Source organism: Streptomyces longispororuber (genome assembly GCF_024448165.1).
Classification (GTDB): Bacteria; Actinomycetota; Actinomycetes; order Streptomycetales; family Streptomycetaceae; genus Streptomyces; species Streptomyces longispororuber_A.
This window is the reverse complement of the sequence record NZ_JAMOLN010000036.1, coordinates 14,242-41,024: the sequence shown is the minus strand read 5'-3', so window position 1 is coordinate 41,024 and position 26,783 is coordinate 14,242. Positions and strand designations below refer to the sequence as shown.

25 protein-coding genes are annotated in these 26,783 nt (G+C 73.7%); 8 read left to right on the top strand and 17 right to left on the bottom strand.

Features of this window, described 5'->3' with window-relative positions; translation table 11 throughout:
* Positions 1–37: 37 nt before the first annotated feature.
* Together M4J07_RS13250 and M4J07_RS13245 are read right to left on the bottom strand one after the other, a co-directional pair.
* Entirely contained in the window at positions 38–169 is a 132-nt protein-coding gene (locus M4J07_RS13250; RefSeq protein WP_255971321.1) for a hypothetical protein, read from the bottom strand.
* Between the two features lie 140 nt (positions 170–309).
* The gene (locus tag M4J07_RS13245; RefSeq protein WP_255971319.1) at positions 310–990 is read right to left on the bottom strand and encodes a GntR family transcriptional regulator; all 681 of its coding nucleotides are present in this window, start codon (positions 988–990) and stop codon (positions 310–312) included.
* Between the two features lie 191 nt (positions 991–1,181).
* Here M4J07_RS13245 and M4J07_RS13240 point away from each other — a divergent pair, with 191 nt between their 5' ends.
* Genes M4J07_RS13240 through M4J07_RS13230 form a run of 4 tightly spaced genes read left to right on the top strand, consistent with a single transcriptional unit; the run spans position 1,182 to position 6,167 of the window.
* Positions 1,182–2,408, top strand: a complete 1,227-nt coding sequence (locus tag M4J07_RS13240; RefSeq protein WP_255971317.1) for a sarcosine oxidase subunit beta family protein — start codon at positions 1,182–1,184, stop codon at positions 2,406–2,408.
* A 21-nt stretch (positions 2,409–2,429) separates the two neighbouring features.
* Positions 2,430–2,738 (top strand): sarcosine oxidase subunit delta, encoded by a 309-nt coding sequence (locus M4J07_RS48510; protein ID WP_374215030.1) that lies wholly within the window; start codon positions 2,430–2,432, stop codon positions 2,736–2,738.
* On the top strand, positions 2,735–5,590 hold the full coding sequence (locus M4J07_RS13235) for a 2Fe-2S iron-sulfur cluster-binding protein (RefSeq protein WP_374215029.1): 2,856 nt from the start codon (positions 2,735–2,737) through the stop codon (positions 5,588–5,590). Before M4J07_RS48510 ends, M4J07_RS13235 begins: the two co-directional genes overlap by 4 nt.
* Entirely contained in the window at positions 5,580–6,167 is a 588-nt protein-coding gene (locus M4J07_RS13230) for a sarcosine oxidase subunit gamma (protein ID WP_255971315.1), read from the top strand. The genes M4J07_RS13235 and M4J07_RS13230 overlap by 11 nt, the downstream gene beginning before the upstream one ends.
* Before the next feature lie 124 nt (positions 6,168–6,291).
* On the opposite strand, the gene M4J07_RS13225 is transcribed toward M4J07_RS13230, so the two are convergent.
* The 4 genes from M4J07_RS13225 to M4J07_RS13210 form a co-directional block, all read right to left on the bottom strand.
* The gene (locus tag M4J07_RS13225) at positions 6,292–6,690 is read right to left on the bottom strand and encodes an SHOCT domain-containing protein (protein WP_255971313.1); all 399 of its coding nucleotides are present in this window, start codon (positions 6,688–6,690) and stop codon (positions 6,292–6,294) included.
* A 40-nt stretch (positions 6,691–6,730) separates the two neighbouring features.
* A complete protein-coding gene (locus tag M4J07_RS13220; protein WP_255971311.1) occupies positions 6,731–9,028 on the bottom strand; it encodes an MFS transporter in 2,298 nt (765 codons plus the stop codon).
* A gap of 100 nt (positions 9,029–9,128) precedes the next feature.
* Positions 9,129–10,241 (bottom strand): sensor histidine kinase, encoded by a 1,113-nt coding sequence (locus M4J07_RS13215; protein ID WP_255971309.1) that lies wholly within the window; start codon positions 10,239–10,241, stop codon positions 9,129–9,131.
* Positions 10,238–10,912: a response regulator gene (locus M4J07_RS13210; protein WP_255971307.1), complete on the bottom strand. Its 675-nt coding sequence runs from the start codon at positions 10,910–10,912 to the stop codon at positions 10,238–10,240. Before M4J07_RS13210 ends, M4J07_RS13215 begins: the two co-directional genes overlap by 4 nt.
* A gap of 154 nt (positions 10,913–11,066) precedes the next feature.
* On the opposite strand from M4J07_RS13210, the gene M4J07_RS13205 reads away from it, so the two are divergent.
* Positions 11,067–12,281: a heparan-alpha-glucosaminide N-acetyltransferase domain-containing protein gene (locus tag M4J07_RS13205; RefSeq protein ID WP_255971304.1), complete on the top strand. Its 1,215-nt coding sequence runs from the start codon at positions 11,067–11,069 to the stop codon at positions 12,279–12,281.
* A gap of 17 nt (positions 12,282–12,298) precedes the next feature.
* Here the strand turns inward: M4J07_RS13205 and M4J07_RS13200 are convergent, their stop codons facing one another.
* The 7 genes from M4J07_RS13200 to M4J07_RS13170 all read right to left on the bottom strand — a co-directional run bounded on the left by M4J07_RS13200 (position 12,299) and on the right by M4J07_RS13170 (position 19,998).
* The gene (locus M4J07_RS13200; protein ID WP_255971302.1) at positions 12,299–12,562 is read right to left on the bottom strand and encodes a GlsB/YeaQ/YmgE family stress response membrane protein; all 264 of its coding nucleotides are present in this window, start codon (positions 12,560–12,562) and stop codon (positions 12,299–12,301) included.
* Between the two features lie 123 nt (positions 12,563–12,685).
* On the bottom strand, positions 12,686–13,354 hold the full coding sequence (locus M4J07_RS13195; RefSeq protein WP_255971300.1) for a class I SAM-dependent methyltransferase: 669 nt from the start codon (positions 13,352–13,354) through the stop codon (positions 12,686–12,688).
* A gap of 153 nt (positions 13,355–13,507) precedes the next feature.
* A complete protein-coding gene (locus tag M4J07_RS13190) occupies positions 13,508–15,223 on the bottom strand; it encodes an aldehyde dehydrogenase family protein (protein WP_255971298.1) in 1,716 nt (571 codons plus the stop codon).
* A 38-nt stretch (positions 15,224–15,261) separates the two neighbouring features.
* The gene (locus M4J07_RS13185; protein ID WP_255971296.1) at positions 15,262–16,587 is read right to left on the bottom strand and encodes an MFS transporter; all 1,326 of its coding nucleotides are present in this window, start codon (positions 16,585–16,587) and stop codon (positions 15,262–15,264) included.
* A gap of 123 nt (positions 16,588–16,710) precedes the next feature.
* Positions 16,711–17,643: a TauD/TfdA dioxygenase family protein gene (locus M4J07_RS13180; RefSeq protein ID WP_255971294.1), complete on the bottom strand. Its 933-nt coding sequence runs from the start codon at positions 17,641–17,643 to the stop codon at positions 16,711–16,713.
* 188 nt (positions 17,644–17,831) lie between these two features.
* Positions 17,832–18,434, bottom strand: a complete 603-nt coding sequence (locus M4J07_RS13175; protein WP_255971292.1) for a TetR/AcrR family transcriptional regulator — start codon at positions 18,432–18,434, stop codon at positions 17,832–17,834.
* A gap of 46 nt (positions 18,435–18,480) precedes the next feature.
* A complete protein-coding gene (locus M4J07_RS13170) occupies positions 18,481–19,998 on the bottom strand; it encodes a class I adenylate-forming enzyme family protein (RefSeq protein WP_255971290.1) in 1,518 nt (505 codons plus the stop codon).
* A gap of 75 nt (positions 19,999–20,073) precedes the next feature.
* Between M4J07_RS13170 and M4J07_RS13165 the strand changes: the two genes are divergently transcribed.
* Entirely contained in the window at positions 20,074–20,682 is a 609-nt protein-coding gene (locus tag M4J07_RS13165) for a TetR/AcrR family transcriptional regulator (protein WP_255971288.1), read from the top strand.
* 39 nt (positions 20,683–20,721) lie between these two features.
* On the top strand, positions 20,722–22,362 hold the full coding sequence (locus M4J07_RS13160; RefSeq protein ID WP_255971286.1) for an acyl-CoA dehydrogenase family protein: 1,641 nt from the start codon (positions 20,722–20,724) through the stop codon (positions 22,360–22,362).
* A 43-nt stretch (positions 22,363–22,405) separates the two neighbouring features.
* Here M4J07_RS13160 and M4J07_RS13155 read toward each other — a convergent pair whose 3' ends face one another.
* Positions 22,406–23,425 (bottom strand): DUF389 domain-containing protein, encoded by a 1,020-nt coding sequence (locus M4J07_RS13155; RefSeq protein WP_255971284.1) that lies wholly within the window; start codon positions 23,423–23,425, stop codon positions 22,406–22,408.
* A gap of 190 nt (positions 23,426–23,615) precedes the next feature.
* Here M4J07_RS13155 and M4J07_RS13150 point away from each other — a divergent pair, with 190 nt between their 5' ends.
* The gene (locus M4J07_RS13150; protein ID WP_255971282.1) at positions 23,616–24,491 is read left to right on the top strand and encodes a YhjD/YihY/BrkB family envelope integrity protein; all 876 of its coding nucleotides are present in this window, start codon (positions 23,616–23,618) and stop codon (positions 24,489–24,491) included.
* Here the strand turns inward: M4J07_RS13150 and M4J07_RS13145 are convergent.
* The 3 genes from M4J07_RS13145 to M4J07_RS13135 form a co-directional block, all read right to left on the bottom strand.
* A complete protein-coding gene (locus M4J07_RS13145; RefSeq protein ID WP_255971280.1) occupies positions 24,482–25,540 on the bottom strand; it encodes a murein hydrolase activator EnvC family protein in 1,059 nt (352 codons plus the stop codon). The genes M4J07_RS13150 and M4J07_RS13145 overlap by 10 nt on opposite strands.
* Before the next feature lie 157 nt (positions 25,541–25,697).
* On the bottom strand, positions 25,698–25,994 hold the full coding sequence (locus M4J07_RS13140) for a hypothetical protein (RefSeq protein WP_255971278.1): 297 nt from the start codon (positions 25,992–25,994) through the stop codon (positions 25,698–25,700).
* Positions 25,991–26,668: an HNH endonuclease family protein gene (locus M4J07_RS13135; protein ID WP_374215031.1), complete on the bottom strand. Its 678-nt coding sequence runs from the start codon at positions 26,666–26,668 to the stop codon at positions 25,991–25,993. Before M4J07_RS13135 ends, M4J07_RS13140 begins: the two co-directional genes overlap by 4 nt.
* Between the last annotated feature and the right edge of the window lie 115 nt (positions 26,669–26,783).

The following is a 26,783-nucleotide window of genomic DNA, read 5'->3' as shown; positions in this document are numbered from 1 at the left end:
CGTGGCGGCGCGGGCCGCGCCGCCACGCACGGGCGTGTCAGGCGGTCGCCGGACCCGCCTGTCGTGACCGCGTGTACGCCGCGTACAGCTCGTACACGAGTCGGGAGAGAACCGCCTCGGCCAGCAGCAGGCCGACCTTCATCAACAGGGCCTGCAGAAAATTGCCCATGGGAATCACACTCCTGTTCACCGGCCCATGTCCGGTGCTGTCATCAATGCGTGCGGCTTCCTTACCCTCCGGAGGCAGAGCCCAGGTGACGGCCAGGAGAAGTCCGGGCGAACGAGGCGTCGTGCCGGGAGGCGCGGGCCTCAGATCAGTGAGCGGATCGCGCGCTCGAAGTTGTCGACGTGCTCGGCGGCGAGCGCCGCGGCCTTCGGGGCGTCGCCCTCGATGACCGCCCGCAGCATCTGCCCGTGCTCGTGCACGTGCTGGTCGAGGCCGTCGAGGCGGTCGACGAAGAGGCACCAGATGCGGGTGGCGAGGTTGTCGTAGCCGATGAGCGTGGCTTCGAGGTAGGGGTTGTGCGTGACCGCGTAGACGGCGCGGTGGACGGCCATGTCGAGGCGGAGCAGTTCGGTGTCGTCGTCCGTCGTCCCCGGGGCCGGTTCGAGTCGGGCGAGGAATCCGGTCAGCCGCTCCCGGTCGGCGGCCGTGGCGCGGCGGGCGGCGATCGACGCCGCCAGCGGTTCGAGCTGCTGCCGCACCTCGGAGATGTGGCCGAGGTCCGCGATCTGCACCTCGGTGGCGAAGGTGCCGCGCCGCGGGTAGGCGACGATCAGCCGCTCGGTCTCCAGCCGCTTCAGGGCCTCGCGCACGGGAGTACGGCCGAGGCCCAGTTCCTCGGCCAGGCGGGCGTCGTGCACCGGGGCGCCGGGGCGGATCTGCAGGGTGACGAGCCGGTCGGTGATCGCCCGGTACGCCTGCTCGGCGAGCGTCGCCCCGTTCGCCGGCCCGTCGGCGGCGGGTCCGGAGGCGGTGCCAGCGGCCATGCGAGTCTCCCTTGGAACGCCCCGGGTCGGGCGGCAACTGTAGCGTAGAACCCTCTTGATATATCAGTTACCGGGCAGACTCGACCGCACTCCCCCACCCCGTTGACGGGCCGTTCGGCGCCCGCTAGCGTTCGCGGAGCTCGCTCGCTGATATATCAGTGCGCCATCAGTCGGCTCTCAAGGAGTCCTCCATGACCCGCGACGCACGCGCCCTGCCCGACCACCCCGACTTCCTGTGGCGGAACGCCGATCCGAAGCCGTCCTACGACGTGGTGATCGTGGGCGGCGGCGGCCACGGTCTCGCCACCGCCTACTACCTCGCCAGGAACCACGGCATCACGAACATCGCCGTGCTGGAGAAGGGGTGGCTCGCGGGCGGGAACATGGCCCGCAACACCACGATCATCCGCTCCAACTACCTGTGGGACGAGAGCTCGGGCATCTACGAGCACTCGCTCAAGCTGTGGGAGACGCTGGCGGAGGAGCTCGACCACCCGATCCTCTTCAGCCAGCGCGGCGTGCTGAACCTGGCGCACAACCTCCAGGACGTGCGCGACAGCAAGCGGCGCGTGTACGCGAACCAGTTGAACGGCATCGACGCGGAGTGGCTGGAGCCCGACGAGGTCGCCAAGGTCTGCCCCATCGTCAACGTCAGCCCCGACGTGCGACATCCGGTGCACGGCGCCACGTACCAGCCGCGCGCCGGTATCGCCAAGCACGACTACGTGGCCTGGGGCTTCGCCCGGCGCGCGGACGCGTACGGCATCGACCTCATCCAGAACTGCGAGGTCACCGGCATCGACGTGAGCGGGGGCCGGGTCACCGGGGTGCGCACCACGCGCGGCCGGATCGCCGCCGGGAAGGTCGCCCTCGCGGCGGCCGGGCACACCTCGGTGCTGGCCGCCATGGTCGGGCTGCGGCTCCCGCTGCAGAGCCATCCGCTGCAGGCCCTCGTCTCGGAACTCCTCGAACCCGTCCATCCGACGGTCGTGATGTCCAACGCGGTGCACGTGTACGTGTCCCAGGCCCACAAGGGCGAACTCGTGATGGGCGCCGGCATCGACAGCTACAACGGGTACGGGCAGCGCGGCGCCTTCCACATCATCGAGCGGCAGATGGCGGCGGCGCTCGAACTCTTCCCCGTCTTCGCACGCGCCCACCTGCTGCGCACCTGGGCCGGCATCGTCGACACCACTCCGGACGCCTCGCCCATCGTGGGCCGCACGCCGATCGAGGACCTGTACCTCAACTGCGGCTGGGGCACCGGCGGTTTCAAGGCGACGACCGGGGCGGGCTGGGCCTTCGCCCACACCGTCGCCACCGGGGAACCGCACCCCACCAACGCGCCCTTCACCCTCGACCGGTTCACCACCGGCGCCCTCGTCGACGAGCACGGCGCCGCCGCCGTCGCGCACTGAACCCCTCGCTAGGAGTCAGCCATGCAGCTCATCCCCTGCCCCTGGTGCGGGCCCCGGGAGGAGACCGAGTTCCACTACGGCGGCCAGGCCCACGTGCCCCACCCCGAGGACCCCGCCGCCCTCGACGACGAGCAGTGGGCCCGCTACGTCTTCTTCCGCGACAACCCGAAGGGGCCCTTCGCCGAGCGCTGGGCGCACACCGCGGGCTGCCGCCGCTGGTTCAACGCCGTGCGGGACACGGCCAGTCACGCGTTCCTCTCCGTGTATCCCGTCGGCGCCCCGAACCCGCTGGGCGACGGGTCCCGGCAGGGCCAGGAGGCCGGCGCATGAGCACTCCCTTCCGGGTCGCGGGCCACGGTCGCGTGGACCGCTCCGCCACCCTCGCGTTCACCTTCGACGGCACGGCGTACACCGGACACCCCGGTGACACGCTCGCCTCCGCGCTGCTGGCCAACGGCGTCCACCGGGTGGCGACCGGCATCACGTACGGGCGGCCGCGCGGCATCGTGGCCGCCGGTGTCGAGGAGCCCAACGCTCTGGTGCAGATCGAAGCGCCGTTCCCCGAGCCGATGCTCACCGCCACCACCGTCGAGCTGTACGACGGGCTGGTCGCGCGCGGTCTCGGCGGCCGGGGCAGGCTCGCCGCCACGCCCGATCCGGCCCGCTACGACGCCAAGCACCTGCACGCCGAGCTGTTGGTCGTCGGCGCGGGACCGGCCGGTCTCGCGGCGGCGCTGACCGCCGCGGGCACCGGCGCCCGGGTCGTCCTGCTCGACAGCGCACCGGAGTGCGGCGGCAGCCTGCTCGGCACCCGGGAGCACATCGACGGCCGCCCCGCCCAGGAGTGGGTGGACGCGGCGACCCGGCGCCTGACCGCCGCCCCGAACGTCACGCTCCTCACCCGCACCACCGCCTTCGGCCACTACGACGACCACCTCGTCCTGGCCCTGGAGAAGCGCACCGACCACCTGGGCGCCGCCGCCCCGCGGCACCTGGCCCGGCAGCGGGTCTGGCGCATCCGGGCCCGGCAGGTCGTGCACGCGACCGGCGCCACCGAGCGCCCGGTCGCCTTCGACGACAACGACCGGCCCGGCATCATGCTCGCCTCCGCTGCCCGCACCTATCTGCACCGGTACGGCGTCCTCGTCGGCCGCCGGGCCACGGTCTTCACGACGAACGACAGCGCGTACGACGCCGCACTCGACCTCGCCGACGCGGGCGTCGAGGTGGCGGCCGTCGTCGACGCCAGGCCCACGGTCCCCGAGCGGCTGTCCCGCGCCTGCGCCGAGCGCGGCATTCCCGTGCACGCAGGCCATGTCGTCACCGGCACGAGCGGCGTGGACCGCGTCTCGCGCGTCCACATAGCCGAGCGCGACGGCCGGGGCGCCCGACGCCACGGCGTCGACTGCGACGTGCTGCTCGTCTCCGGCGGCTGGAACCCGGCCGTGGCCCTGTTCAGCCAGGCGCGCGGCACGCTCCGCCACGACGCCGGGCTCGCCACGTTCGTGCCCGGCGGCCCGCTCGCCGCCGTCCGCACGGCGGGCGCCGCGGACGGGCTGCGCACGCTCGGCGCGTGCCTGGCCGACGGCATCGCCGCGGCGACCGCGGCCCTGACCGCCCTCGACATCGCCGTGGCGCCGGTGCCCGTACCGGCGGCGGACACCGAACTGCCGCATCCCGCACTGGAGTTGTGGCGGGTGCCCAGTCCCCGGGACGGCGTGGACGGTGCGGCGCAGTTCGTCGACCTGCAGCGCGACGCGCTGGTCAGCGACGTGTTCCGGGCGACCGGCGCGGGGCTGCGGTCGGTCGAGCACGTCAAGCGGTACACCACCGTCGGCACGGCCCACGACCAGGGCCGCACCTCGGGGATCCTCGCCTCGGGCATCGTCGCCGAGGCGCTGGGCACCGACGTGGCGGACCTCGGCACCACGAGCTTCCGGCCGCCGGTGCAGCCGGTCGCCTTCGCGGCGTTCGCGGGCCGCGACCGGGGCGACCTGTTCGACCCGGTCCGGGTGACCGCGCTGCACGCCTGGCACCAGGAGCACGGCGCCCTGTTCGAGGACATCGGCCAGTGGAAGCGGCCCTGGTACTACCCGCTGCCCGGGGAGACCATGGACGACGCCGTGCGGCGCGAGTGCCGGGCGGCGCGCACCGGCGTGGCGATGATGGACGGCTCCACCCTCGGCAAGATCAGCGTGCAGGGCCCGGACGCGGGCTGCTTCCTCGACCGGCTCTACACGAACGTGATGAGCACGCTGAAGCCGGGCCGGATCCGGTACGGCGTGCTGTGCGGCGTCGACGGCATGGTGCTGGACGACGGCACGGTCCTGCGCGTCTCGGACGGCGAGTTCCTCCTCACGACCACCACGGGCAACGCCGCGAAGGTCCTGGAGTGGATGGAGGAGTGGCTCCAGACCGAGTGGCCGGAGCTGCGCGTCCACCTCACCTCGGTGACCGAGCACTGGGCCACGATCCCCCTGGTCGGACCGCGCTCGCGGGACGTGCTCGCCGCCGTGACCGACGGCCTGGACGTGACCGCGGACGCCTTCCCGTTCATGAGCCGGCGCGACACGGTCATCGCGGGTGTCGAGGCACGGGTGTGCCGGATCAGTTTCTCCGGTGAGCTCGCCTACGAGGTCAACGTGCCGTCCTGGTACGCCACTTCGGTCTGGCAGGCGCTGTACGACGCGGGGCGGCCGCTGGGCATCACCCCGTACGGCACGGAGACCATGCACGTGCTGCGCGCCGAGAAGGCGTACCCGATCATCGGTCAGGACACCGACGGCACCGTCACCCCGCAGGACCTCGGCATGAGCTGGGTGGTCTCCAGGAAGAAGAAGGACTTCGTCGGCAGGCGTTCCTTCGGCCGGGCCGAGAACCTGCGCGCCGACCGCAAGCAGCTCGTCGCCCTGCTGCCCGTCGACGGGCACACGCTGTTGCCCGAGGGGGCCCAGATCATCGCCACCGAGACGATCCCGGCGCCGCCGGTCCCGATGCTGGGGCACGTCACCTCCAGCTACCGCAGCGCCGCCCTGGAGCGCACCTTCGCCCTCGCGCTGCTGCGCTCCGGCAGCGAGCGCGTCGGCGAGACGCTGTACGTGCCGCTGGACGGCCGCACCGTCGCGGTGACGGTCGCCGAACCCGTTCTCTACGACAAGGAGGGCGCCCGCCGTGACGGCTGACAGCTCGCTCCGCCCCGTCCGGACCAGCCCGCTGGCGGGGTGGGACCCGGCCCTCCCGCCGGGGCTGAGTGCCCGCGAAGTCCCGTTCCGCACCCAGCTCACCCTGCGGGCGGCGCCGGGCGGCGCCGTGGCGCGGGCCGTGGCGGAGTACCTCGGCCATCCGCTCCCCGGCCCCTGCACCGCGCACCTGGACACGGAGGTCGAGGTGCTCTGGCTCGGCCCCGACGAGTGGCTGCTCGTGGCGGCGCCCGACCGTGCCGCGGAGCTGACCGCCGGGCTGCGGGCGGCGATCGGCGACGCGTTCGGCTCGGTCACCGACACGTCGGCGCAGCGCACGGTGCTCGCGCTCGCCGGTGATCTGCTGCCCGACGTCCTCGCGCACGGCTGCGCCCTCGACCTCGGTCCGGCCGGCGCCCCGGCGGGCACCTGCCACACCACGCTGCTCGCCCAGGCAGGCGTCACGCTCGTCGTCCGCGAGGCGGGCCCCCGGCAGGCGTGGCTCTTCGTCAGGTCGTCCTTCGCCGGGTACCTCGCCGCCTGGCTGGCCGACGCCTGCGTGGAGTACGGCGCGGGCTGACAGACCGACGGGCCGACAGATCGACACGTCGACAGGCCGGTCACAAGAGACCGCGGGCACCGGCCGTCGCCGGTGCCCGCGGTTCCGTCAGATCGTCACCGGTGGCGCTTGACGACGGCCGGGGTCAGGCAAGCAGTTTCGTCTTGGCCCGGTCGAATTCCTCGTCGGACAGCGCACCGGAGCGGTGCAGTTCCGCGAGCCGCGACAGTTCGTCGACGCTGGAGGACTGCTCGGGATCACCCGAAGCTGTTTTGCGAATGTAGTCCTTGAATGCGGCTTCCGCCTCCTGGGCCTGCTTGACGTCGCGCTGCCCCATGCCACGGCCCCGCACGACGACGTAGGCGAGAACTCCCAGGAAGGGCAGGAGGATGCAGAAGATCATCCATCCCGCCTTGCCCCAGCCGCTCAGTTCGTTGTCACGGAAGACATCCGTGATGACGCGGAAGAGCAGGAAGAACCACATGACCCAGAGGAAGAGAAACAGCATCGTGAGGAAGACGTCGAGCAGCGGGTAGTCGTCCATGGATCCCCTTCCGGCATCACCTTGATGGTGGAGTGAAGTATCACTTGTGGCGCGTTTCCTCGCATTTCGGACCTTCGCGGGGCGGGGGCGGTGTCTCGGCCGGCCGGAGCGCGATGATCGCGATGTCGTCCGCCAGGTGGTGCGTCCAGTCGCGCACCCCGTCGTCGAGATGGCGGACCAGGTGGTCCGGCGTGCCGTACTCCGCCTCGGCCAGCCGCTCGGCGAGCGGGTAGAACTCGTCGCTCGAGTTCCTCGCCTCACTCAGTCCGTCGGTGTGCGCCACCAGCGTCACCTCGGGGCCGAGCCGCAGGGTGTGCGGGGCGATCGGCCAGCCGGCACCCAACGTACCGAAACCCAGCGGAAGTTGGGCGGGTACGTCGACCTCGGTGACGCCGGAGGGGGTCACCGCGAGGGGTGTCAGATGGCCGCAGTTGACGACCTGGACGCCGGGGGCGGCGCCGTCGTGCTGCAGGAGCAGCGCCGTGGCGAACAGTTCGTCGTCCCCGCGCGCGGCGGCGACCCGCAGCACCTGCCGGTCGAGCCGGGCGGCCAGTTCGCCGAGGTCCTCCGTCTCGTAGGCCTGACTGCGGAAGCAGCCGAGCAGGTCGGTGACCGTCCGGACCGCCTGCAGCCCCTTGCCGCGCACGTCGCCTATGAGGATCCGCGTGCCGAACGGGGTGTGCAGCGCCTCCAGGAAGTCGCCGCCGACGCCGGTGTCCGCGGTGGCGGGCCGGTACAGGCTCGCCAGCCGGAGCCGGCCCAGGGTCGTCGGGATGGGATGGAGGACGGCGTGCTGCAGCGTGCGCGCGGTCTGGCTGAGCCGGGCCAGCCGCTCCGACTGCTCGTGGCGCGACCAGACGAGGGCGCCCGCGGCGGCGCCCAGGGCCAGCGCGGCGATCAGGGTGCCCGAGTCGCCGGCGCCGGCGCGCACCAGCAGGTACTGGAGTCCGGCGGCGGTGGCCACGGCCACCGAGACGGCGATCCGCCCGAGGAGCAGCGCCGCCACCGCGAGCACGATGGTGCCGATGCGCAACAGCTGGCGGGCGTCGGCGGGCAGCGGTGCGCCGTCGATCGCGGCGGCGTACGGCACGGCCTGCGCGGCGGCGGTCCCGAGCAGGATGGAGGCCGGGAGCAGGGCGGCGCTGGTGCCGAGGTGCGTGCGGGGCACGGCCGCGAGGTAGCGCGCCATCTGGGGCGTCGCGGCCAGCATGACGCCGAATCCGACCACGGCGACCACGACGTAGCCGACCGCCAGGGACACGGACGCGTGGCCGAGGCCCGCCTGCAGCCTGACCAGGCCGAGCGCGGCGAGCGGCAGTCCGAGGGAGGAGCCGGTGACCGGGGAGACCGGGCGGCGGCGCACCAGCAGACAGCCCGCGGCGCCGCCGACACCGAAGGCCGACAGGACGAAGGCCGCCGACCGCGGGGTGCCACCCTGCCCCACGGCGAGCACCGGCAGCGCCACCGCGAGGACGACCTGGGTGAAGCCGAGGGCGAGGCCCACGGTCAGCGTCCCGGCGCACGATCCGTCCGGCAGTACGGGGCAGCGCAGCCGGGCCACGACGAGCGCGAGGGTGGCGGCGACCAGGAGGACGCCGACGCGGACGTCCGACCAGCCCCACAGGGGTGCCAGCTGCAGTGCCGCCGGGGCGAGCAGGCCGAACGCGAGCAGGCTGAGCGCGCGCAGCCGGTCCGGGACCGGGCGGCGGGTCAGCGGGAAGGGTTCGGGCACGTAGCGCCGCACCAGCAGCAGGGCGGCGCCCGCCGCGACCGCCATGGCCGCGGCCGCGAGCCGCCAGCCGGTCGCGGTCGCCACGCGCGGCGCGAGGTTCACGGCGAGCACGAAGCCCACCGACATCGCGGCGAGCCAGCCGCCCAGCACCTTGCGGATCCGGCCGGGCAGGTACACGGTCGACAGGAGCGCGAGGCAGCTGACGAAGACGGCGGCCAGGGCCATCGACACGACGATCCGGCCGACCACGTAGGACCAGGCGTCGAACGCGCCGGCGAGCAGTGCGCACCCGCCGGTGAGCACACCTAAGGACAGCAGCAGTACGGAGCGCCGCCCGCGGAGGTCTCCCACCCGTCCCGCGGCCACCAGCGTCAGTACCGCCAGCGAGGTGCCCACGACGCGCGCCCACACCTCGTGCTCGGCGCTGAGGCCGAGCATGGCACGGATCTGGGGGACGGCGGCGGAGTGCACCGCGGGCGCGACCACGTACAGGGCGGCCACGGCCGCGAGGAGCAGTCCGACCACCCGTAGCGAGCCCCGTCTGCCGTCCGCCGGGTACGCGGGAACGAGCCCCGTGCCGCCACCGGGCGCACCGGTGTCCACCATCTGCCGACCCTCCTGCTGATCCCCCTTCCGCGCTCGCTCTTCCACGGCCGGCGCCTCGCGCACCTAATGGGACATATAAGGGTATAACGTCACAGATCTTTCACTGCGGGTCCGGTGCCGGGATCTCCATGCGGAGCGCGAAACCGCCGTCGTCCGTGGGGCCCGCCGTGACGCTGCCGCCCAGCAGCGCGGCCCGCTGGCGCAGACCGGTCAGGCCGTGCCGCGCCCCGGGGAGCCGCAGGGCGGGGCGGTCCGACGGCGGGTTGGTGACCTGCACGTACACGGTGTCCCCGGTCCGCCCGACGCGGATCGTGGCCGGTGCGCCGGGGGCGTGCTTGCGCACGTTGGTCAGCGCCTCCTGCACCGTGCGGTAGACGGCCCGCTGGACCGTGGGCGGCAGCCCTTCGGGCAGCTCGGTGCGCAGGTCGGCCTCGATGTCGCCGGCGTCGACCAGTCTCCGCAGGTCGGCGAGCGAGGGCTGCGGGGTGAGTTCCGTGGGTCTGCTGCCTGCCGCGCGCAGGACGCCGACCATGTGGCGCAGCTCGTCCAGGGTCTGCACGCCGAGCCGCCGGATGTCGGCCGCGCTCTCCTTCGTCGCCGGATCGCGGGCGCTCATCTGCAGCGCCCCGGCCCGTACGGCGATCAGGCTGACCTGGTGGGAGACGACGTCGTGCATCTCCCTGGCCAGCTGCGCCCGCTCCACGGCGACCACGCTGTCGGCGAGCAGCCGCCGTTCCTTCGCACGGGAGGCGGTGATCTCCGCGAGCCGCAGGGCCAGTTCGCGCCGGGCCTGCACGAGCTGGCCGAGGAAGACGGGCGCGGCGGCCGTCGCCAGGCTGTAGGTCGCCGTGATCAGCTCCGAGCGGTCCGTGAGGTCGAGGAACTCCGGGGTCGGCCACGACCACCAGATGGTGTCGCTGACGGCGAACGCCAGGGCGCAGCCGGCCAGCAGCACGCGGTGCCGGGAGAGCGAGGCGAGCGTGTACAGGGCGATGAGCGGGGCCAGTACCGCGTCCGTGAAGAGGGCGGACGGCAGTGTGAGCAGATAGGTCAGCGCGGGGAACGTGCGCCGCAGCGCGAGCGCGCACGCGCCGAGCAGCCCGTAGGCCAACTGGAACCGGTGGTCCTCGCGGATGTGGACCTGGACGTCCAGCAGCGCGACGAGCACCGGCACCACGCCGAGCAGCACGTGAACCAGCCGATGAGGACTCATCGGTCAGCACCCTCGGCCGGCGGCGCCGCCTCGCGCAGCAGTCCGGCGCGTTCGGCGAGCAGCGCCGCCTGCACGCGGCTGCCGACGTCCAGTTTGTTCAGCACGGCGCTCACATGGTCCTTGACGGTCGCGGCGCTGAGGTGCATCCGTTCCGCGATGCCGACGTTGGACAGCCCGTCGGCGACCAGCATCAGGACGGCGCGCTCGCGGTCGGTCAGGCGGGCGACCCCGGCGGTGGCCGGGCCGTACGGTTCGGTGTCCAGGAACCCGTCGACGACGGTCCGGGTGACCTTCGCCGACAGGACGACGCCGCCCTCGGCCAACGAACGCAGGGAGTACGGGAGTTGCTCGGGGTCGGTGTCCTTCAGGAGGAATCCGGACGCGCCCTCGCGCAGGGCGGTGGCCACGTACTCGTCCATGTCGAAAGTGGTGAGCATCGCGACGACCGGCGGGTCCGGAAGCCTGCGCAGTTCGGCCAGGACGGTGAGCCCGTCGACGTCCGGCATCCGGATGTCGAGCAGGACCACGTCGGGATGCGTCTCCCGGGCGGTGCGGACCGCCGAGCCGCCGGAGACGGCCGCCACCACGTCGATGTCGTCGACGCACTCCAGGATGTGCCGGAACCCCGTACGGATCATGGCCTCGTCGTCGACCACCAGAACCCGGATCATCTGTGCTCCGCCCCTCGCCGGACCACCTCTGGACCGTTACGACGGACGGCACCCCCGGCCGGTTCCGCCCGGGGGCCGACCCGCCGGGCGGCGGGGGCAACTCCAGCCACCTGCCCGATGGGCCCGGAACCGCGGCGTCCCGATCCTGGGCGTCATGACCCGACAAGCGTCATGGAACGAGTCCACCGTCCCTTCTTCCACCGCGCGTACGGCCTCGGCCGGGCGGCTCGTCGGCATCGACCTGGCCCGGGGGCTCGCCGTCCTCGGCATGTACACCGCGCACGTCGGCCCCGACCCGACGATCGGCGGGCCGCTCGGCTTCGGCCTGGAACTCGCGCGCGGCCGCTCCGCCGCGCTGTTCGCGGTGCTCGCCGGCTTCTCCCTCGTCCTGATCACCGGCCGGCCGCGACCCCGCACCGGGCGGGCCGGCCGGCAGGCGCGGGCCCGGATCGTCATCCGGGCCGTGGTCCTGATGGCGGTGGGCTACGCGCTGACCGCCCTCGACACCGACGTCGACGTGATCCTCTCCTTCTACGGCCTGCTCTTCCTCCTCGTCCTGCCGCTGCGCCGGCTGGGCGTCCGCGCTCTCGCGCTCCTCGCCGCGGCCACGGCCCTGGTGCTGCCCCAAGTCCTGTACCTGATACGGCAGTCGATCGAGGGCGGCGGCTGGGCGGACGCCGTCGTCGCCCACGACCCGCTCGCCCGCCTGACGGACACGGACGGCGTCCTGGAACTGTTCTTCACCGGCGAGTACCCGGTGCTCACCTGGCTGCCGTTCATGCTCGCGGGCATGGCGCTCGGCCGGCTCGACCTCGGCTCCGCGCGGACCCGGGCGCGCCTGTTCGGCTACGGCGGCGCGCTGGCCGTCGTCGGTTACGGGGGTTCGTGGCTGGCCCTGCACTCCGTGCCGGGCGCCCTGTCCGGCGTCGACGCGGCCACCGACGGCGGCTCCGCGTCGACGGCCTGGTGGTCCGACACGGTCGGCTACGTCATCGACCGGACGCCCGCCGACTGGCTGCTCGTCGCGGTGCCGCACAGCCAGACGACGTTCTCCGTCGTCGGCAACACCGGTGTCGCACTGCTCGTCGTCGCGGCCTGCCTCACGGTCACGTCCCGGATGCCGCGCCTGACCCGACTGGCCACCCCCGTCACGGCGGTGGGGATGACCGCGCTCAGCGCGTACGTCCTGCACATCCTCGCGATCCGTGTCGTCGGCATGGCGGACGCGACCGGCCCGGCCCTGCTCGCCCTGCTGCTCTTCGCCGGGACGGCGATGGCCGTCGCCACGGCGTGGACCCGGGTGCTGCGGCGCGGGCCGTGCGAGTACCTGCTCCACGCCTGCACGCTCCCGGCCCGCCGCGTCAGGTGACCGGCGGTGCCCGCCGCTCAGCGGCGGCCCTTGAGCCTCTCCACGCCCACGACGCCCACGGCGGCGAGGCCGATCTGGATGGCCAGTTCGATCCAGTCGACGCCCTTGGTGTCGGCGACGTCGAAGGCGCCCGCGACGGCCGTGCCGACGAGTGCGGCGAGGATGCCCACCAGGATCGTCCAGAGGATGCCGATGCGTTGGCGGCCGGGAATGGCCAGGCGCCCCAGGATGCCGATCACGATGCCGACCACGATCGCGGTGAAGATGCCGGAGATCTCCATGCCTGTCTGCCTCTCCTTGATCCGGTGCTTCGACACGACTGTCGAGTCACGTGTTCCCTGGCATGGGGGACGCAGTCTCGCGCGCACGAGTTGAGGCGTTCCCGGCAACCGTCCGAGGGATGGTCACGGGGCGGGCTTGCGCGCGAGGATCTGGAGTCCCGTGGCCTGTCCCCCGTTCATCGTGAGCAGGGGGACGGTTCGGGTGGCGACGGTGTCGAATCCGGTCAGCAGGGTGTCGAGCCACGCTCGGGAGTGGTGCCGGCAGACGGCGCCGTCGCTGGTCTCGAACACGCCGTAGGTGCCGAAGCGTTCCGCTTCGGCGCGGTACCGGGTGCGGTGGCGTTCGTCGTCCTGGAGCGGCAGGTCGCTGAGGTGGAGGAGTCCGCCGGGCCTGAGCACGCGGTGCACCTCGGCGATCAGCCGCTGTTGTGCCGCGTCGCCGGGTACGCAGGTCAGGACGGCGAGGAGCAGGACCACGTCGAACTCGGCGTCGGGGAAGGGCGACCGGGGCGGTGCGTCGAGCGTCGCGAACCGCAGGGCGGGGTGCAGGGTGCGGGCCCGGTCGATCATGCCGGGTGAGGTGTCGACGCCCGTGAGCCGGTCGAAGCCGTGCCGGGCGAGCTCCTCCATGGCGCGGCCGTACCCGCACCCGTAGTCCAGGACCGCGGCATGCTCACCGGCCGCGCCCGTACCGGCACTTCCGTCGAGCCAGGGCAGGTGGAGCGGGTGCGTGAACGTCTTCGTGGCCGCCACGCCGTCCCAGTAGGGGACTTGGCTGTCGAGGTCGGACATGGTGGGCGCCTCCTCAGGTGCGGGTCGCGGGCCCGGCAGTGGAACGGGGCCCCTTGCGCCCCCGCACTATGCCGGTCCCGGCCCCGCTCCGGCGAGTCCGGCGCGGGCCAGGGTCCTTCGCCCCTGGTCCGCGCCGGACCGCGCCGCCCGCCGTCACCCCCGCAGTGCCGACGCGAAGATCCCCGGCAGCTTGGTGAGCCGCGGCGCCGTGGTGAAGTCCGTCAGGCGTTCCAGCGTCGTCCGGGCCGTGCGGTTCGTGACGAAGTGCGCAGGGCGCGGCGACAGCGACGGCGAGCCGGTGAACAGGCCGCGGGGCGCGGGGGCGAAGGGGGCCCGCAGCACCGTCTTCTCCACGTCCTCCAGTTGGAAGGCGTTGTGCACGAATCCGGTGCCGCTGCCGATGTCCTGCCGGGTGTGGCCGGGGAAGGCGCCCCACGGCGTGTAGCCGAGGAGGAAGCCGAACGCGGACCAGCAGTTGACGCCGAGCGTGCCGTAGCGCAGCGCGGCGACGGCCTCGTCGACGGCGGCCCGGTGGGTGCGCTCGGTCCTGGGGTGGACCAGCAGGGTGGCGCCGAGGGTGCCGGGGAGCCGGTCGTTGGCGAACTCCGTGGCGGCGCGCAGGAACGCGGCCGGGTCGGCGCCGGGCAGCCGCACCACGCCGAGCGCGCTGGCGAACACCTCGTCGTGGAGCATCGGGTCGTCCGTGCCCTCGATCTCCGGGACGAGGACCCGGCAGCCGTCCGCGCCCAGGACCTCGGCGGCGGCGTGCGCCGCGGCGACCGCGCCGAGCCGGTCCCCGGCGCCCGGGTAGTAGTCGCGGCGCGGCGGGAGTGCGCGCAGCACCCGGCGGATCTCGGCGAGCAGCCGCTCGGTGCCGTCCCAGTCGCGCGGGACGACGAGGATCTGGCTGGCGACGCAGTTGTGGCCGGAGTTGTTCATCTTGCTGGTGACGATGTGCTCGGCCTGGAAGCGGAAGTCGGCGGCGCTCCAGGGTCCGGGCGTCACGATGCAGGGGCTCACGCCGCCCAGTTCGCTGGTGAACGGCTTGGTGGTGAGCGGGGTGTCGTCGCGGCGCCGCTGCTCGGCCTGCTCGTCGGTGCCCCAGACGATGGCGTCGTGGGTGCGGTCGCTGCCGGTGACGTGGAGGGTGTCGATGCCGTCGTGGGTTGTGAGGTACGCGCCTTCGGCGGCGCCGCCGTCGGCGAACCTGACCCAGCCCCGGTCGACGAACTCGGCGAAGACCTTCTCGAAGTGGGGGCGCAGGTAGGCGTTGACCGGGTTCATCTTGGCGAGGACGACCTGCCCGTCCGCGTAGAGCTTGTGCAGGATGTCGAGCGGGGTGATCGCCGCGACGTTCCCGGCGCCCAGGACGAGTGCCACGACCGGGCCGCCGGCGGCGCCCCGGTACTCCCGCGCCGCGCGCGCCAGGACCTGGTCGCGGGTGGTGCCCGGCAGGGTCCACACCTCGGCGGTGAAGCCGTTCAGGAGGAGGCGGTCGGTGCCGGTGGCGGGGAAGACGTCGACGACGGTGCGGCCGTCGCGGCTGCGCACGGCGCGGGCGTCGACCGGGTCGTGTCCCGCGGCGATGCGGCGCAGCACGTGGAGGTACGCGGTGACGGTCTGGGCGAGCGCCCACGGTGCGGTGATCCAGTCCTCGGCGGCCCAGGGCGACGTGGCGTCGTAGCCCTTGGCGCGGGCGGCGTCGGCGACCATCGCCGGGGCTCCGTCGGCGATCCGGGGCAGCATCCGTGCCAGCAGGTCGATCCGCTCGGCCAGGGCGGTGCCGGTCCAGGACGTGGCGTGCTCGCGCAGGTCGGCGACGGCGCGGTCCAGGGCGGTGGTGTCCGGTACTGCCGGTGCGGCGTTCAAGGGGTCAACTCCTGGTGTGATGGGGGGACTTGTCGGGTTCAGCGGCCGAGCCGGGCGCGGTCCCGCGCCGGGTCGACGAGCAGGACGGATGCCACGGCGCCGGCGGCGAGCAGTGCTCCCGACAGCAGGACCGCGTCCTGGTAGCCGACGGTGCCCCGGGCGTCGACGAGCGCGCCGACGACGGCGGGCGCGGCGAGACCGGCGGCCGTGACGACGGCGTTCATGGTGCCGAGGGCGCCGCCGCTGCGGGACGCCGGGGCGAGTTCGGCCACGGTGGTCGCGGCGACGGTCGCGTACGAGCCGCCGAACCCGAAGCCGAGGGCGATCAGGACGGTCCTGGCGGGGGCGCCGTCGACGAGGGGGACGGCCAGGCAGCAGACGGCGCCGATCGCGAGGAGCCGGCCGCCGACTCCGCCGCGGGCACGCCGGCTGCCGACGCCGCGTCGCATCAGACGTCCGGTGATGCCCGCCTGGGCGAGCAGGACGACGGCGCCGACGGTCCAGGGCGCGATGACGATCGTGCCTGCCGCGTCCGCGGAGTAGTCGAGTGCGTTGCGCAGGTAGGAGGGCAGCCAGACCAGCATCAGGGCGACGGTCCAGTAGCTGGTGAAGTAGGCGAGGGTGGCGCCGATCCAGGTGCGGCTCGCGAAGATCTTCCGGTACGGGAGGTCGGGTCCGCCCGCGTCCGGCACGCTCGCCCCGACTTCCCCGACTTCCCCCCGCGGCCCGTCCGTTCCCGCCGCCCGGTGCCGGCCGTCCGCGCCGAGCAGCGCCCAGGCGACCGCCCAGACAAGGCCCGCTCCGGCGAGCACCCACAGGGCGGCGCGCCAGCCGTGGTGCTGGATCAGCCAGGACAGGCCGGGGGCGGAGACGATGACGCCGAGCGTGACACCGAGGGTGATCAGGGCGCCCGGCAGATTGCGCCGGTGGTCGGGGAACCAGGCGAGCGTGGCCTGTTGGGCGACGGGGAACGCCGGTCCTTCGGCGGCGCCGAGGAAGACCCGGGAGACGACCAGGACGGCGAGTCCGCCGCCGATCGCGGCCGGCACCTGCGCCACGGACCACAGGACGGCCATCGCCAGCAGCAGGACCTTGGGCGAGACCCGGTCGGCGGCGAGGCCGACGAGGACGGCGGCGACGGAGAAGAGCAGGAAGAACGCGCTGTTGGCGAGGCCGAACTGAGTGGCGCTCAGGTGCAGGTCGGCGCGGATCTCGTCGGCGGCGAGCCCCAGCACGGACTTGTCGGCGAAGTTCACCATCATGAAGACGACGAGCAGCCCGGTGACGATCCAGGCGCGGCTGCTGCTGCCGGCGGCCTGCACGGTCCCGGCGGATTGCGGGGGCACAGTCGGTACCGCGGTCATGGGTCCTCCCGGGACGGATGCGGTGGTGCGTCGAAGATGCGGCGAGGCGCGGAGGGAGCGGAGGGCCGCCGGCGTGCGGGGCGCTGTGGCCCGTGCCCCGCACACCGGACGGCCGGCGGACGGTCAGGCGAGGGGGACGCCCGCGACGGCGATGCGCTCCATCACGCGGCGCTGCGGGAAGTAGTCGTTGATCGCGTAGTGCTGGGTCGCGATGTTGTCCCAGATCGCGACGGAGCCGGGCGCCCAGTGGAAGCGGGTCTGGAACTCGGGGACGCGTGCCTGCAGCACCAGTTCGTCGAGGAGCGTACGGCTCTGGGCCGCGGAGAGGCCGACGACGTGCGTGGTGAACGGCTCGTTCACGTAGAGGGTCTTACGGCCGGTGCGCGGGTGGCGCACCACGACGGGGTGCTCGACCGGCGGCAGGTCGCCCCGGAAGTGGGCGATCTGTTCCTGCGTCATGGTCGATCCCCAGCTGGGCACCCAGTCGTGGACCGCCGTGAGGTGCTCGATGCGCTCCTTCATGGCGTCGGTGAGGTTGTCGTACGCGGCTGCCATGTCCGCCCACATCGTGTCGCCGCCGGCGGCCGGGACCTCGACCGCGCGCAGCACGGAGCCGAGGGCGGGGGCGGCCATGAAGGAGTGGTCGCTGTGCCAGATGTTCTCGTTGCCGACGGCCGTCGCGTCCTTGGCGAGCCGGGAGACGCCGGCCGTCCCGGCCTTGGGGAAGAACGGGTTGGCCTCCGGCGGGCCCCAGACCGCGGCGAGGTCCACGTGGTGCCGCGGCTCGACGGCGGTCTGGTCGCGGAAGAAGATCACCTTCCACTCCAGGAGCGCCTGGCGCAGCTCCGCGGCGAGTGCGTCGCCGATCGGCGCGGCGAGGTCGACGCCGCCGATCTCGGCGCCGATGTGCGGGGTCAGCGGGGTGACGTCGAGGAGCTGGTACCGCGGGGCCTCGGTGCCCGGGGCGAGGCGGTCCAGGACGCGTCGGCCGTAGTGCATGAGCGGCTTGTCGAGTACGGGCTCGGGGGCGTCGGCGGTGGTCGCGGTGGCGGCCATGGTGGTTCCTCCCAGCAGCGGAGCTAATTACGTAACCGGCAGTATCGATATTGGGATGTGCCGGGGCAAGGGGTTGGGGAGAAGAAATTTCCGCGGGTGCTCGACGGCATGGAAAAGCCCCCGCGGCACGGCGTGAACCGCGTCGCGGGGGCGTGATCGGACGACTGCGCCGGGTGGCTGACGACGCGTCACGAAGGGGCGGCGACCGCCCGGCCGACGAGGTCCACGACCGATTCGACGAGTTCCTCGTCCGGCATCCGCTGCTCGCCGACCATCCGGAAGACGAGGGACGCGGCGACGAGCGTGGCGGCGGCGTCCACGTCGACGTCGGGCCGCACGTCGCCGCGGGCGACGCCGCGTTCCAGCAGGTGCCGGGTCTCGGCCATGACGCGGGCGGTGTACGCGCGGTACGCCCCGCGCTCCGAACCCGCCTCGGCCGCCGAGCCGATGACCCCGGCGAGCAGCCGGTCGACGCCCGGCCTGCGGTACGCCTCCATGCGCGCGGTCAGCACGGCGCGCAGTTCGGCCCGGAAGTCGCCCATGTCGGGGACCGACAGCGGCCCGATCCGTGATTCGGCGGCGGCGATGATCAGGTCCTGCTTGGTCGACCAGCGCCGGTACATCGCCGGTTTGCTGACGCCCGCGCGGGCCGCGACGGCGTCCATGGTCAGCGAGCCCATGCCGCTCTCGGCGACCAGGTCGACGACGGCGTCGAGAACGGCCCGGGTGACCCGTTCCTCCCGGGGGCGCCCCGGTCCCCTGCGTGCGGACTCCACCTGCTGCTCGGCCATGGCGTGACCCTACGCGGGCGCCGCCCGCCGGGCACGAGGGACCCCGTCAGCCGGCCAGTTCGGCGCGCAGCACGTGCTTGGTGACCTTCCCGGACGGCGTGCGGGGCAGTTCCGTGCGCAGGGCCAGTTCCCGCGGGATCTTGTAGCGGGCGATCCGCGGCTCCAGCCACTCCCGCACCCCCGCCAGGTCGAGTCCGGCGTCCGCGCGCGGCACGACCACGGCGACCACGGTCTCGCCCCACTGGGGGTGCGGCCGTCCGACGACGGCGACGTCGAGGACGTCCGGGTGGCCGCGCAGGGCGCCCTCGACCTCCTGCGACGCGACGTTCTCGCCACCGGTGATGATCACGTCCTTCATCCGGTCCACGACGGAGACGAAGCCGTCCTCGTCGACCTGCCCCAGGTCGCCGCTGCGGTACCAGTCCCCCGCGAAGACCTCGGCGGTGGCCGCCGGGTCGTCCAGGTAGCCGACCATCCGGGTGTCCGACCGCAGCCAGATCTCGCCGGTCTGTCCGGCTTCCGCGTCGGTCCCGTCCGGCCGCACCACCCGCAGGTCGACGCCCGGCATGCCGCCGCGCCCGATCGAGCCCGCCTTCTCCACCTGCTCGGCCGGGGAGAGCGAGGACCCCACGGGACCGGTCTCGCTCATCCCGTACACCTGGTGGAACGCGTCCGACCCGTACGCCTTCATCAGCCGGCGGGCCGTGTCGGCGTCCAGCGGTCCCGCTCCGTAGATCCACGCCCGGACGGACGTCAGGTCGAAGTCCGCGAGGTCCGGCACCGCCTGGACCGGCGCGATCAGGGCGATGGGCGCCCCGAACAGGGCGGTGACGCGCTCCCGTTCGATGGTCTCCAGCATGCCGCGGGGCTCGTACTCGCGCTGCAGCACGACCGTGGCGCCGAGCAGCAGCGTGCTCATCGTCCAGTTGTTGAGCGGCGAGGCGTGCCAGATCGGCATGCAGATCAGGAAGCGCTCGTCACGGTGGAGCGGGATCGAGGCCGCCGTGTAGGTGGCGGCCAGCGCGACGCCCCGGTGGGTGTGGACGCAGCCCTTGGGGGTTCCCGAAGTGCCCGACGTGTAGAGGATCTGCGCGATGTCGTCGTCCGGGCCGGGCTCGCCGGTCCAGGGCTCGGCGCGGGCGACGAGCGACTCGAAGGAGCCCTCGGGGCCGTCGCCGGCCGCGTCCGGGTGACTGACCAGCCAGCGCACCTGCGCGTTCGCCGCCGTCGCGCGCTCGCCGATCCCGGCGTCGACGACGGCGAGGCGCGCCCCGCAGTGCCGCAGCTGGCGCTCGACCTCGGCCGTCTGCAGCTTGTGGTTGACGGGGACGAGGGTGGCACCCGCGTACCAGGCACCGAACGCGGCGAACAGGAAGGCCGGGGTGTTGTGGGTCATCACGGCGAGCCGGTCCCCGGGCCCGAGTCCCGCCGCGCGCAGCACGGTCGCGGCGCGTCGGGCCGTCGCGGCGAACTCCCGGTAGGTCCACCGCTGTTCGCGGTAGACCACGGCTTCCTTGTCGCCGGCCGAGCGAACAGCGCTGTCCAGCAGGGCACTGAGGTGCATCACGTTCTCCTGACGAGCCGGCCGGTTCGGTGACCGGCCATGGCGTGAAGTTCTGAATGATGGTTCACTTCATGCATGGCCTACCGCAAGACCCCAGCCGAAATCAGTCGGCTCGATGCCGCCAGGGAGCGTCTCGTCACCTGCGCCACCACGGTCGTGGCGGACGTGGGCTGGTCCCAGGCGTCCGTGTCCGCCGTCGCGGGCGCGGCCGGCATCGCCGCCGGCTCGGTGTACCAGCACTTCCCGTCCAAGGCGGCGCTCGCCGTGGAGGTGTTCCGGCGCGCCGCGGGACGCGAGGTGGACGTGCTCGGCGAGGTGCTGCACGGGCCGGGCGACCCCGTCGAGCGGCTGGCCCGCGGCGTCCAGGTCTTCGCGCGCCGCGCCCTGGAGAACCGCGGCCTGGCCTACGCGCTGCTCGCCGCGCCGACCGAACCCGCGGTCGGCGCCGAGCGCCTCGACTTCCGGCGCCGCTACCGCGCGCTGTGGGCCGAAGTGGTGCGCGAGGGCGTGGCGGCCGGACACCTGCCGCCGCAGAACGCGGAGATCACCGCGGCCGCGCTCACCGGCGCGATCGGCGAGGTGCTCGTCGACCCGCTGGGCGCCCCCGACGCGAGCGCCGGCGACGCCCTGCTCACCGACCTCACCACGGCGGCGCTGCGGTGCGCCGGCGCCCCGACCGACTGAATCCCGGCTGAATCCCGCCCGCTGCCCCGGAGGAGCCCCATGTCCAGCAACCCCACCGCCGTCACCCACCAAGTGACCAACCAGGCACCGCCGTTGACCGGGCACGACGTCGCCGACGACCCGGTACTCCTGGAGGGCGTGCGCCGCGAGGGAGCCGAGTGGTGCCTCGACGACCTGCACCGGATAGGCCTCCGGGCGGGCAGTGAGGAGGTACAGCGCTGGGCCGAGCAGGCCAACACGTACGAGCCGGTGCTGCGCAGCCACGACCGGTACGGCAACCGGATCGACGAGGTCGACTTCCACCCCGCCTACCACGCGCTGATGGACGTGGCGGTGAGCGAGGGCCTGGCGGGCGCCGCCTGGGCGGACGAGCGGGTGGGCGCCCACGTCGCCCGCGCCGCCTCCTTCATGGTGTGGAGCAGTACCGAGGCCGGACACGGCTGCCCGGTCTCCATGACGTACGCCGTCGTCCCCGCGCTGCGCCACTCCCCCGACCTCGCCAAGATCTACGAGCCGCTGCTGACCAGCCGGGTCTACGAGTCCGGTCTGCGCACGCCCGCCGACAAGCCGGGGCTGCTCGCCGGCATGGGGATGACGGAGAAGCAGGGCGGCACCGACGTCCGCGCCAACACCACGGTCGCCACCGAACAGGCCGACGGCAGCTGGCGGTTGCGGGGCCACAAGTGGTTCACCAGCGCCCCGATGAACGACCTGTTCCTGGTCCTCGCGCAGGCGCCCGGCGGGCTCTCCTGCTTCCTGGTGCCGCGGGTCCTGCCGGACGGCAGCCGCAACACTTTCCGCATCCAGCGGCTCAAGGACAAGCTCGGCAACCGCTCGAACGCGAGCAGCGAGCCGGAGTTCGACGACACGGTGGCCTGGCTCGTGGGCCCCGAGGGCAAGGGCGTGCGCACGATCATCGACATGGTGACGATGACGCGGCTCGACTGCGTCCTCGGCTCCGCGTCGGGCACCCGCGCCGCCCTCGCGCAGGCCGCCCACCACGCCCGGCACCGCTCGGTGTTCGGCGCCAAGCTCATCGACCAGCCGCTGATGCGCAACGTACTGGCCGATCTGAGCCTGGAGTCGGAGGCCGCCACGACGCTCGCACTGCGCCTGGCCGGTGCCGCGGACCGGGCCCAGCGCGGCGACGCGGGTGAGCGCGCGTTCCTGCGCCTGGCCACCGCCGTCGGCAAGTACTGGGTGTGCAAGCGGCAGCCCGTCGCCGTCGCCGAGGCGCTGGAATGCCTCGGCGGCAACGGCTACGACGAGGCGTCGGGCATGCCGCGGCTGTACCGCGACGCCCCGCTCAACGGCATCTGGGAGGGCTCCGGCAACGTGAACGCCCTCGACATGCTGCGCGCCCTGGCCCGCGAGCCGGAGTCGCTGGCGGCGTTCCGTGCCGAGATCGAGGCGGCGGCCGGCGCCGACGCGCGGCTCGACGCGGCCTGGCGGGAGCTGCAGGGCGAGCTCGTCCTCACCGAGGACGCCCCGCTGCGCGCCCGCCGCGTCATCGAGCGCGCCGCCCTCGTCCTGCAGGGTTCGCTGCTCGTGCGGCACGCGCCGGCCGCCGTCGCCGACGCCTTCTGCGCGTCCCGGCTCGCCGGCGACCGCGGCCAGGCCTTCGGCACGCTGTCCGCCGGGACCGACTTCGCGGCGCTCCTGGACCGGCTGCCCGCCTGACGGCCCGGGCCCGCACGGCACGCACGGCCGGACGGGCCCCGGCTCAGCTCCGGGACGACTCCTTCACGCTGCACCGGTCCGTGTCCGCCGGACACCAGTGGGTCCGGCCGCCCACCAGATGCAGTTCCAGATCGGCGTCGCGCATGCCGTTGCGGTCGAGGGCCGCGCGCAGCGCGGTGGGCGCCGGCTGGGGCGGCAGGCCCAGGACGCCGATGACCACGATGCCGTTGCGGGCGTCGACGGAGGCGATCTCCCAATGGCCCGCGGCGGCCCACCGCTCGGCGACCGGGCGCGCGTCGGCCGCGAGAGCACGGTCCCGGGCGACCGTCACGGTGCCGGTGGTCAGCGGCACCGCGATCAGCACCACCAGCACGATCACCGCGGCCAGCGTGCTGCCGTGGAACCGGCCCACCCGCAGCCCACCCTCCTGCGCGACGGCCCGTACCCGGTACACCAGGAAGACGATGGTGCCGGTCGCCACGATCGCGGCCACGTTCGTCGCGAAGAGCAGCGCCGACTGCGAGGCGTCGTGGTAGCGCCCGACCGTGACGAGCAGCCCGGTCACCGCCAGGGGCGGCACCAGCGAGATGGCGATCGCGACGCCGGGCAGCGTGTCGGAGATGTCGGCGCGGACGAGCGCGAAGGCTCCGACCGTACCCGTGGCGAGCGCGGCCAGCAGGTCGATCAGCCGGGGGCTGATCCGCGAGGACACCTGGCTGTTCGACGCGAACGCGTCGGGCGGCGCGGCGATCCAGCCCAGCAGCATGCCGATCGCGATCACCGCGAGGGCGCCGCCGAGGACGAGCAGCGCGCACCGCACCACCTGCGCACGGTCGGCCAGGACCAGGGCGAGGGCGCTGCCCAGGATCGGGGTCATCAGCGGGGCGACGATCATCGCGCCGATGACGGTGGCGGTCGAGTCGCCGACCACGCCGGCGCTCGCGATGACCGCGGCGAGCAGCAGCAGTCCCCAGAACCGCGTCGAGCTCGGGCTGCGCGGGTCGCGCTCGATGAAGAGGGTGTCGGCCATCCGCCGCACCGCGACCGCGTCGACCGTCGCCATCCGCATGCTCCCTCTCCGCTGCCCCGCACTGCTCGCCACGGCTGTCAGCTCGCCACGGCGGTCGCGTTCAGCATCGTCGCGGCCTCGTCACCCCGCCATTCGGACCGCTCCGACCGGACGGCCGCCCGGAATGCGGGTGCCGGAGCCGGAGGCGATACTTCGCACGAGGCGGCCGTGATCAGGAGGCGGGATGGCGTGGACGACCCGGCTCAACCGGCTGCGCGACGGCGCCGAGCGGCGCTTCCCCGTCCTCACGGAGCTCAGCGGCCGGCTGGTCTCGGGCCAGCTGCTCGACTCGGCGACCCGCCTCGCGGCACAGGCGTTCCTGGCCTCCGTCCCGCTGCTGTTCGCCGTCGCCGCGTTCACCCCGCGCGGGGTGCGGGAGCAGCTCCAGGACTCGCTGCGGGCGATGTTCGGTCTCTCCGGCGCGTCGGACCAGGAACTCGCCCAGGTCCTCGGCCACTCCGACGACACCGGGCTGCGGGAGACCAGCGGCGCCGTCGGCGTGCTGATCGCCCTGGTCTCCGCGACCAGCTTCAGCCGCGCGATGGCCCGGGTCTGCGAGCGGGCCTGGGCGCTGCCCCGCGCTGCGACCCGGATCGCGGCGTGGCGGTGGGTGGCCTGGCTCCTGACGATGCTGGTGCTGGTGTTCCTCCAGGGCCCGATCCGCACCGGGTTCGGGACGGGCGCCGTGCTCGGCGTCCCGCTCTACTTCCTGATGAGCGCGGGGATGTGGCTGTGGACGCAGCACCTCCTCCTGGCCAAGCGGATCGGCTGGCTGCAACTGCTGCCCGGTGCGCTGCTCGCCGCCGCCGCGACCAGCGCGCTGGCGCTCACCGCCCCGCTGTACATGCCGCGGGCGATCGACCGGGCGCTCGGCGAGTACGGCTCGCTCGGTCTGGTCCTGGCCATGCTGTCCTGGCTGATCGCGGTGTGCGCGGCGGTCACGTTCGCGGTGACGATCGGTGCGGTGCTGGCCCAGGAGCCGCCGCTGAACCGGTTCCTCGTCCCGCGCGACGCGGCCGCCCGGGACACCGGCGCGCAGGACGTCTCCGCTCAGACGTGAACGCCGCGGACGTGCAGCCACGGCATCGGGTCGATGCCGGAGCCCAGCTGGGGCGTGACCCGGACCTCGAAGTGGAGGTGCGGGCCGCTGACGTTCCCGGTCGCGCCCGACAGGCCCAGGGCCGTGCCCGCCGCGACCTCGTCACCGGGCGAGACGCCGATCAGCGAGAGATGGGCGTACTGCGTGCAGTAGCCGTTCGGATGGCGGACGACGACCTGGTTGCCGAAGCCGTCGCCGCAGCCCACGAAGAGCACGGTGCCCGCGCCGACCGCCCGTACCGTCGTCCCGGTGTCGACGGCGAAGTCCTGCCCGGTGTGGCGGTGCGCCCAGCGGTCGCCGCCCGCGCCGAACCCGGCCGACAGGGGGGCCGGGTCGACGGGCGCCACCCAGGTCCGGTCGGTGGCGGTGCCGAGACCGGCGACGTCGCCCTGCGCGCAGTCGCCGCGGCTCGCCGGAACGGCCTGCGGCACCTGCGCCCGCCGCAGTTCCGCCTGCGCCTCGTCCAGGCGCGCCTCGATCTGCGCGCGGGCGGTGGCCCGGCGCGTGGCCTGGACGCGCTGCGCGCCGAGCAGCCGCGCGGCCGTGGCCCGGTCCGCCGCGATCCGGTCCCTGGCCTGGCGTACCCGGTCAGTGAGCTGACCCGCGGCGCGGTCGCCGCGCCGGGCCCGTACCGCGCCGTCGAGGGCCCGCTCGGGCGAGCGCGAGGTGATCAGCGGAAGCACGGGACCCCACAGTCCGCCGCCGCCCGAGCGGTACTCGGCGCGGGCCTGCTGCCCCAGGGCGCGCAGCAGCCCGTCGAGCCGACGCTGCTCGGCGGCCTCCCGCCGACCGGTCCTGGCCAGCTCCCGCGCACCGCTTTCCACCGCGGCGCGGGCCTGTTCGTAGGCCTCGACCGCGCGGGCGGCGTCCCGCATCAGCCGCTCGGCGCGCGCCGCCGCGGCGGCCCGGTCACCGCCCGGCGGCCCGTCCGCCGCATGACCCGGCACGGCCCCGGCCACGACTGCCGTCAGCAGCGCCGCCGCACTCCCTACGCGTCCCACCCATCGCATTGACCGACTGTCGCAAAACGGACAGGGGTCTTCCGTGCGACATCGCCGGTGTGCCGCCCGCAGTCCACCGGACGCAGTAGGGGGGCGCGGTCGGATCCGCCGCGGTGCGTCTACCGTCAGCGGTCGCTTCGCTCCGCCGGTGCCGCCCGGCCGAGCGTCAGCCGTCGCCGGGCGGCGCGGACACCTCGGCCGCTCCCCCGCGCCGCACGCGCCGCAGCACCTCGTCGTGGAGCGCCCCGAGACCGCCGGGCGGCACCGGCACCGGGCTGCCCGTGAGCGTGTACCACTCGTCGGCCCCGGTGTACTGGACGGCGACGTGGGCGGCGCCGTCCGAACGGCGGACCGTGGCGACGGTGACGTCACCGGTGATGACCCCGACCTCGTCGGTCATGGCACCGCCGGGCCCGGCCCGCACCGCTCCCTCGATCCGCTCGTCCCGCGGGTCGTCGGTCATGAGGAGCAGGTGCCCAGCATTCGGTTCAGCATGTCCTTCTCCGCGTCGGTCACGGTCAGTTCGTACGTCGACTTCACCGCCACCCAGGAGCGCGCGTAGGCGCACCAGTACGTCGTGACCGGCGGCTGCCACTCGTCGGGGCCCTGGTCGCCCTTGGACCGGTTCGACGAGGCCGACACCGACAGGAGTTGAGGATGCGTCAGATCATTGGCGAACGCCTTGCGCTGCTCCTGGGTCCAGGAGTCGGCGCCGGACCGCCAGGCGTTGGCCAGCGGCACGGTGTGGTCGATGTCGAGGTCACCGGCGTCGGTGAAGGTCTTTCCGTCGTAGACGCTGACCCAGGTCCCGGAGACGGGCTTGCACGCGGCGTCCCGCTCGACGCCCTTGCCGTCCCGCTCCAGGACGACTTCGCGGGTGCTGCAGTCGTCGCCCTGCTCGGCCCAGTGCGGGAACCGGGCGCGGCTGTAACCGGACATGGAGCCGTGGGGCGCCACCTTGAGATCCGCCAGTTCCGTACGGGCCGTGCCCACGGTCGGCAGGCCCGGGAGCGTTCCGGTACCCGCTGCCGGTCCGGCGGCTCCGCTCGCCGACGCGGACGGCCCGGCGCTCCCCGCCCCGTCGGCTCCGCCGTCTCCGTCACCGGGACCGGCGGCACTGCACCCGGCCAGGAGCAGCAGGGCGACGAGTCCCGAACTCCCGTACCAGCAACGCGCCTGACGCCCCGTGACCCGCTTCGTTCCGTCTGTCGCACTTCGCACGTCCGCACCCTATGCGGCACCACTGCGCGCA

Excerpts from the sequence above, each read along its gene's own strand:
- M4J07_RS13250 (WP_255971321.1), bottom strand. The coding sequence starts at position 169 with ATGGGCAATTTTCTGCAGGCCCTGTTGATGAAGGTCGGCCTGCTGCTG.
- M4J07_RS13245 (WP_255971319.1), bottom strand. The coding sequence starts at position 990 with ATGGCCGCTGGCACCGCCTCCGGACCCGCCGCCGACGGGCCGGCGAAC.
- M4J07_RS13240 (WP_255971317.1), top strand. The coding sequence starts at position 1,182 with ATGACCCGCGACGCACGCGCCCTGCCCGACCACCCCGACTTCCTGTGG.
- M4J07_RS48510 (WP_374215030.1), top strand. The coding sequence starts at position 2,430 with ATGCAGCTCATCCCCTGCCCCTGGTGCGGGCCCCGGGAGGAGACCGAG.
- M4J07_RS13235 (WP_374215029.1), top strand. The coding sequence starts at position 2,735 with ATGAGCACTCCCTTCCGGGTCGCGGGCCACGGTCGCGTGGACCGCTCC.
- M4J07_RS13225 (WP_255971313.1), bottom strand. The coding sequence starts at position 6,690 with ATGGACGACTACCCGCTGCTCGACGTCTTCCTCACGATGCTGTTTCTC.
- M4J07_RS13220 (WP_255971311.1), bottom strand. The coding sequence starts at position 9,028 with ATGGTGGACACCGGTGCGCCCGGTGGCGGCACGGGGCTCGTTCCCGCG.
- M4J07_RS13215 (WP_255971309.1), bottom strand. The coding sequence starts at position 10,241 with ATGAGTCCTCATCGGCTGGTTCACGTGCTGCTCGGCGTGGTGCCGGTG.
- M4J07_RS13210 (WP_255971307.1), bottom strand. The coding sequence starts at position 10,912 with ATGATCCGGGTTCTGGTGGTCGACGACGAGGCCATGATCCGTACGGGG.
- M4J07_RS13205 (WP_255971304.1), top strand. The coding sequence starts at position 11,067 with ATGACCCGACAAGCGTCATGGAACGAGTCCACCGTCCCTTCTTCCACC.
- M4J07_RS13200 (WP_255971302.1), bottom strand. The coding sequence starts at position 12,562 with ATGGAGATCTCCGGCATCTTCACCGCGATCGTGGTCGGCATCGTGATC.
- M4J07_RS13195 (WP_255971300.1), bottom strand. The coding sequence starts at position 13,354 with ATGTCCGACCTCGACAGCCAAGTCCCCTACTGGGACGGCGTGGCGGCC.
- M4J07_RS13185 (WP_255971296.1), bottom strand. The coding sequence starts at position 16,587 with ATGACCGCGGTACCGACTGTGCCCCCGCAATCCGCCGGGACCGTGCAG.
- M4J07_RS13180 (WP_255971294.1), bottom strand. The coding sequence starts at position 17,643 with ATGGCCGCCACCGCGACCACCGCCGACGCCCCCGAGCCCGTACTCGAC.
- M4J07_RS13175 (WP_255971292.1), bottom strand. The coding sequence starts at position 18,434 with ATGGCCGAGCAGCAGGTGGAGTCCGCACGCAGGGGACCGGGGCGCCCC.
- M4J07_RS13170 (WP_255971290.1), bottom strand. The coding sequence starts at position 19,998 with ATGCACCTCAGTGCCCTGCTGGACAGCGCTGTTCGCTCGGCCGGCGAC.
- M4J07_RS13165 (WP_255971288.1), top strand. The coding sequence starts at position 20,074 with ATGGCCTACCGCAAGACCCCAGCCGAAATCAGTCGGCTCGATGCCGCC.
- M4J07_RS13160 (WP_255971286.1), top strand. The coding sequence starts at position 20,722 with ATGTCCAGCAACCCCACCGCCGTCACCCACCAAGTGACCAACCAGGCA.
- M4J07_RS13155 (WP_255971284.1), bottom strand. The coding sequence starts at position 23,425 with ATGGCGACGGTCGACGCGGTCGCGGTGCGGCGGATGGCCGACACCCTC.
- M4J07_RS13150 (WP_255971282.1), top strand. The coding sequence starts at position 23,616 with ATGGCGTGGACGACCCGGCTCAACCGGCTGCGCGACGGCGCCGAGCGG.
- M4J07_RS13145 (WP_255971280.1), bottom strand. The coding sequence starts at position 25,540 with ATGCGATGGGTGGGACGCGTAGGGAGTGCGGCGGCGCTGCTGACGGCA.
- M4J07_RS13140 (WP_255971278.1), bottom strand. The coding sequence starts at position 25,994 with ATGACCGACGACCCGCGGGACGAGCGGATCGAGGGAGCGGTGCGGGCC.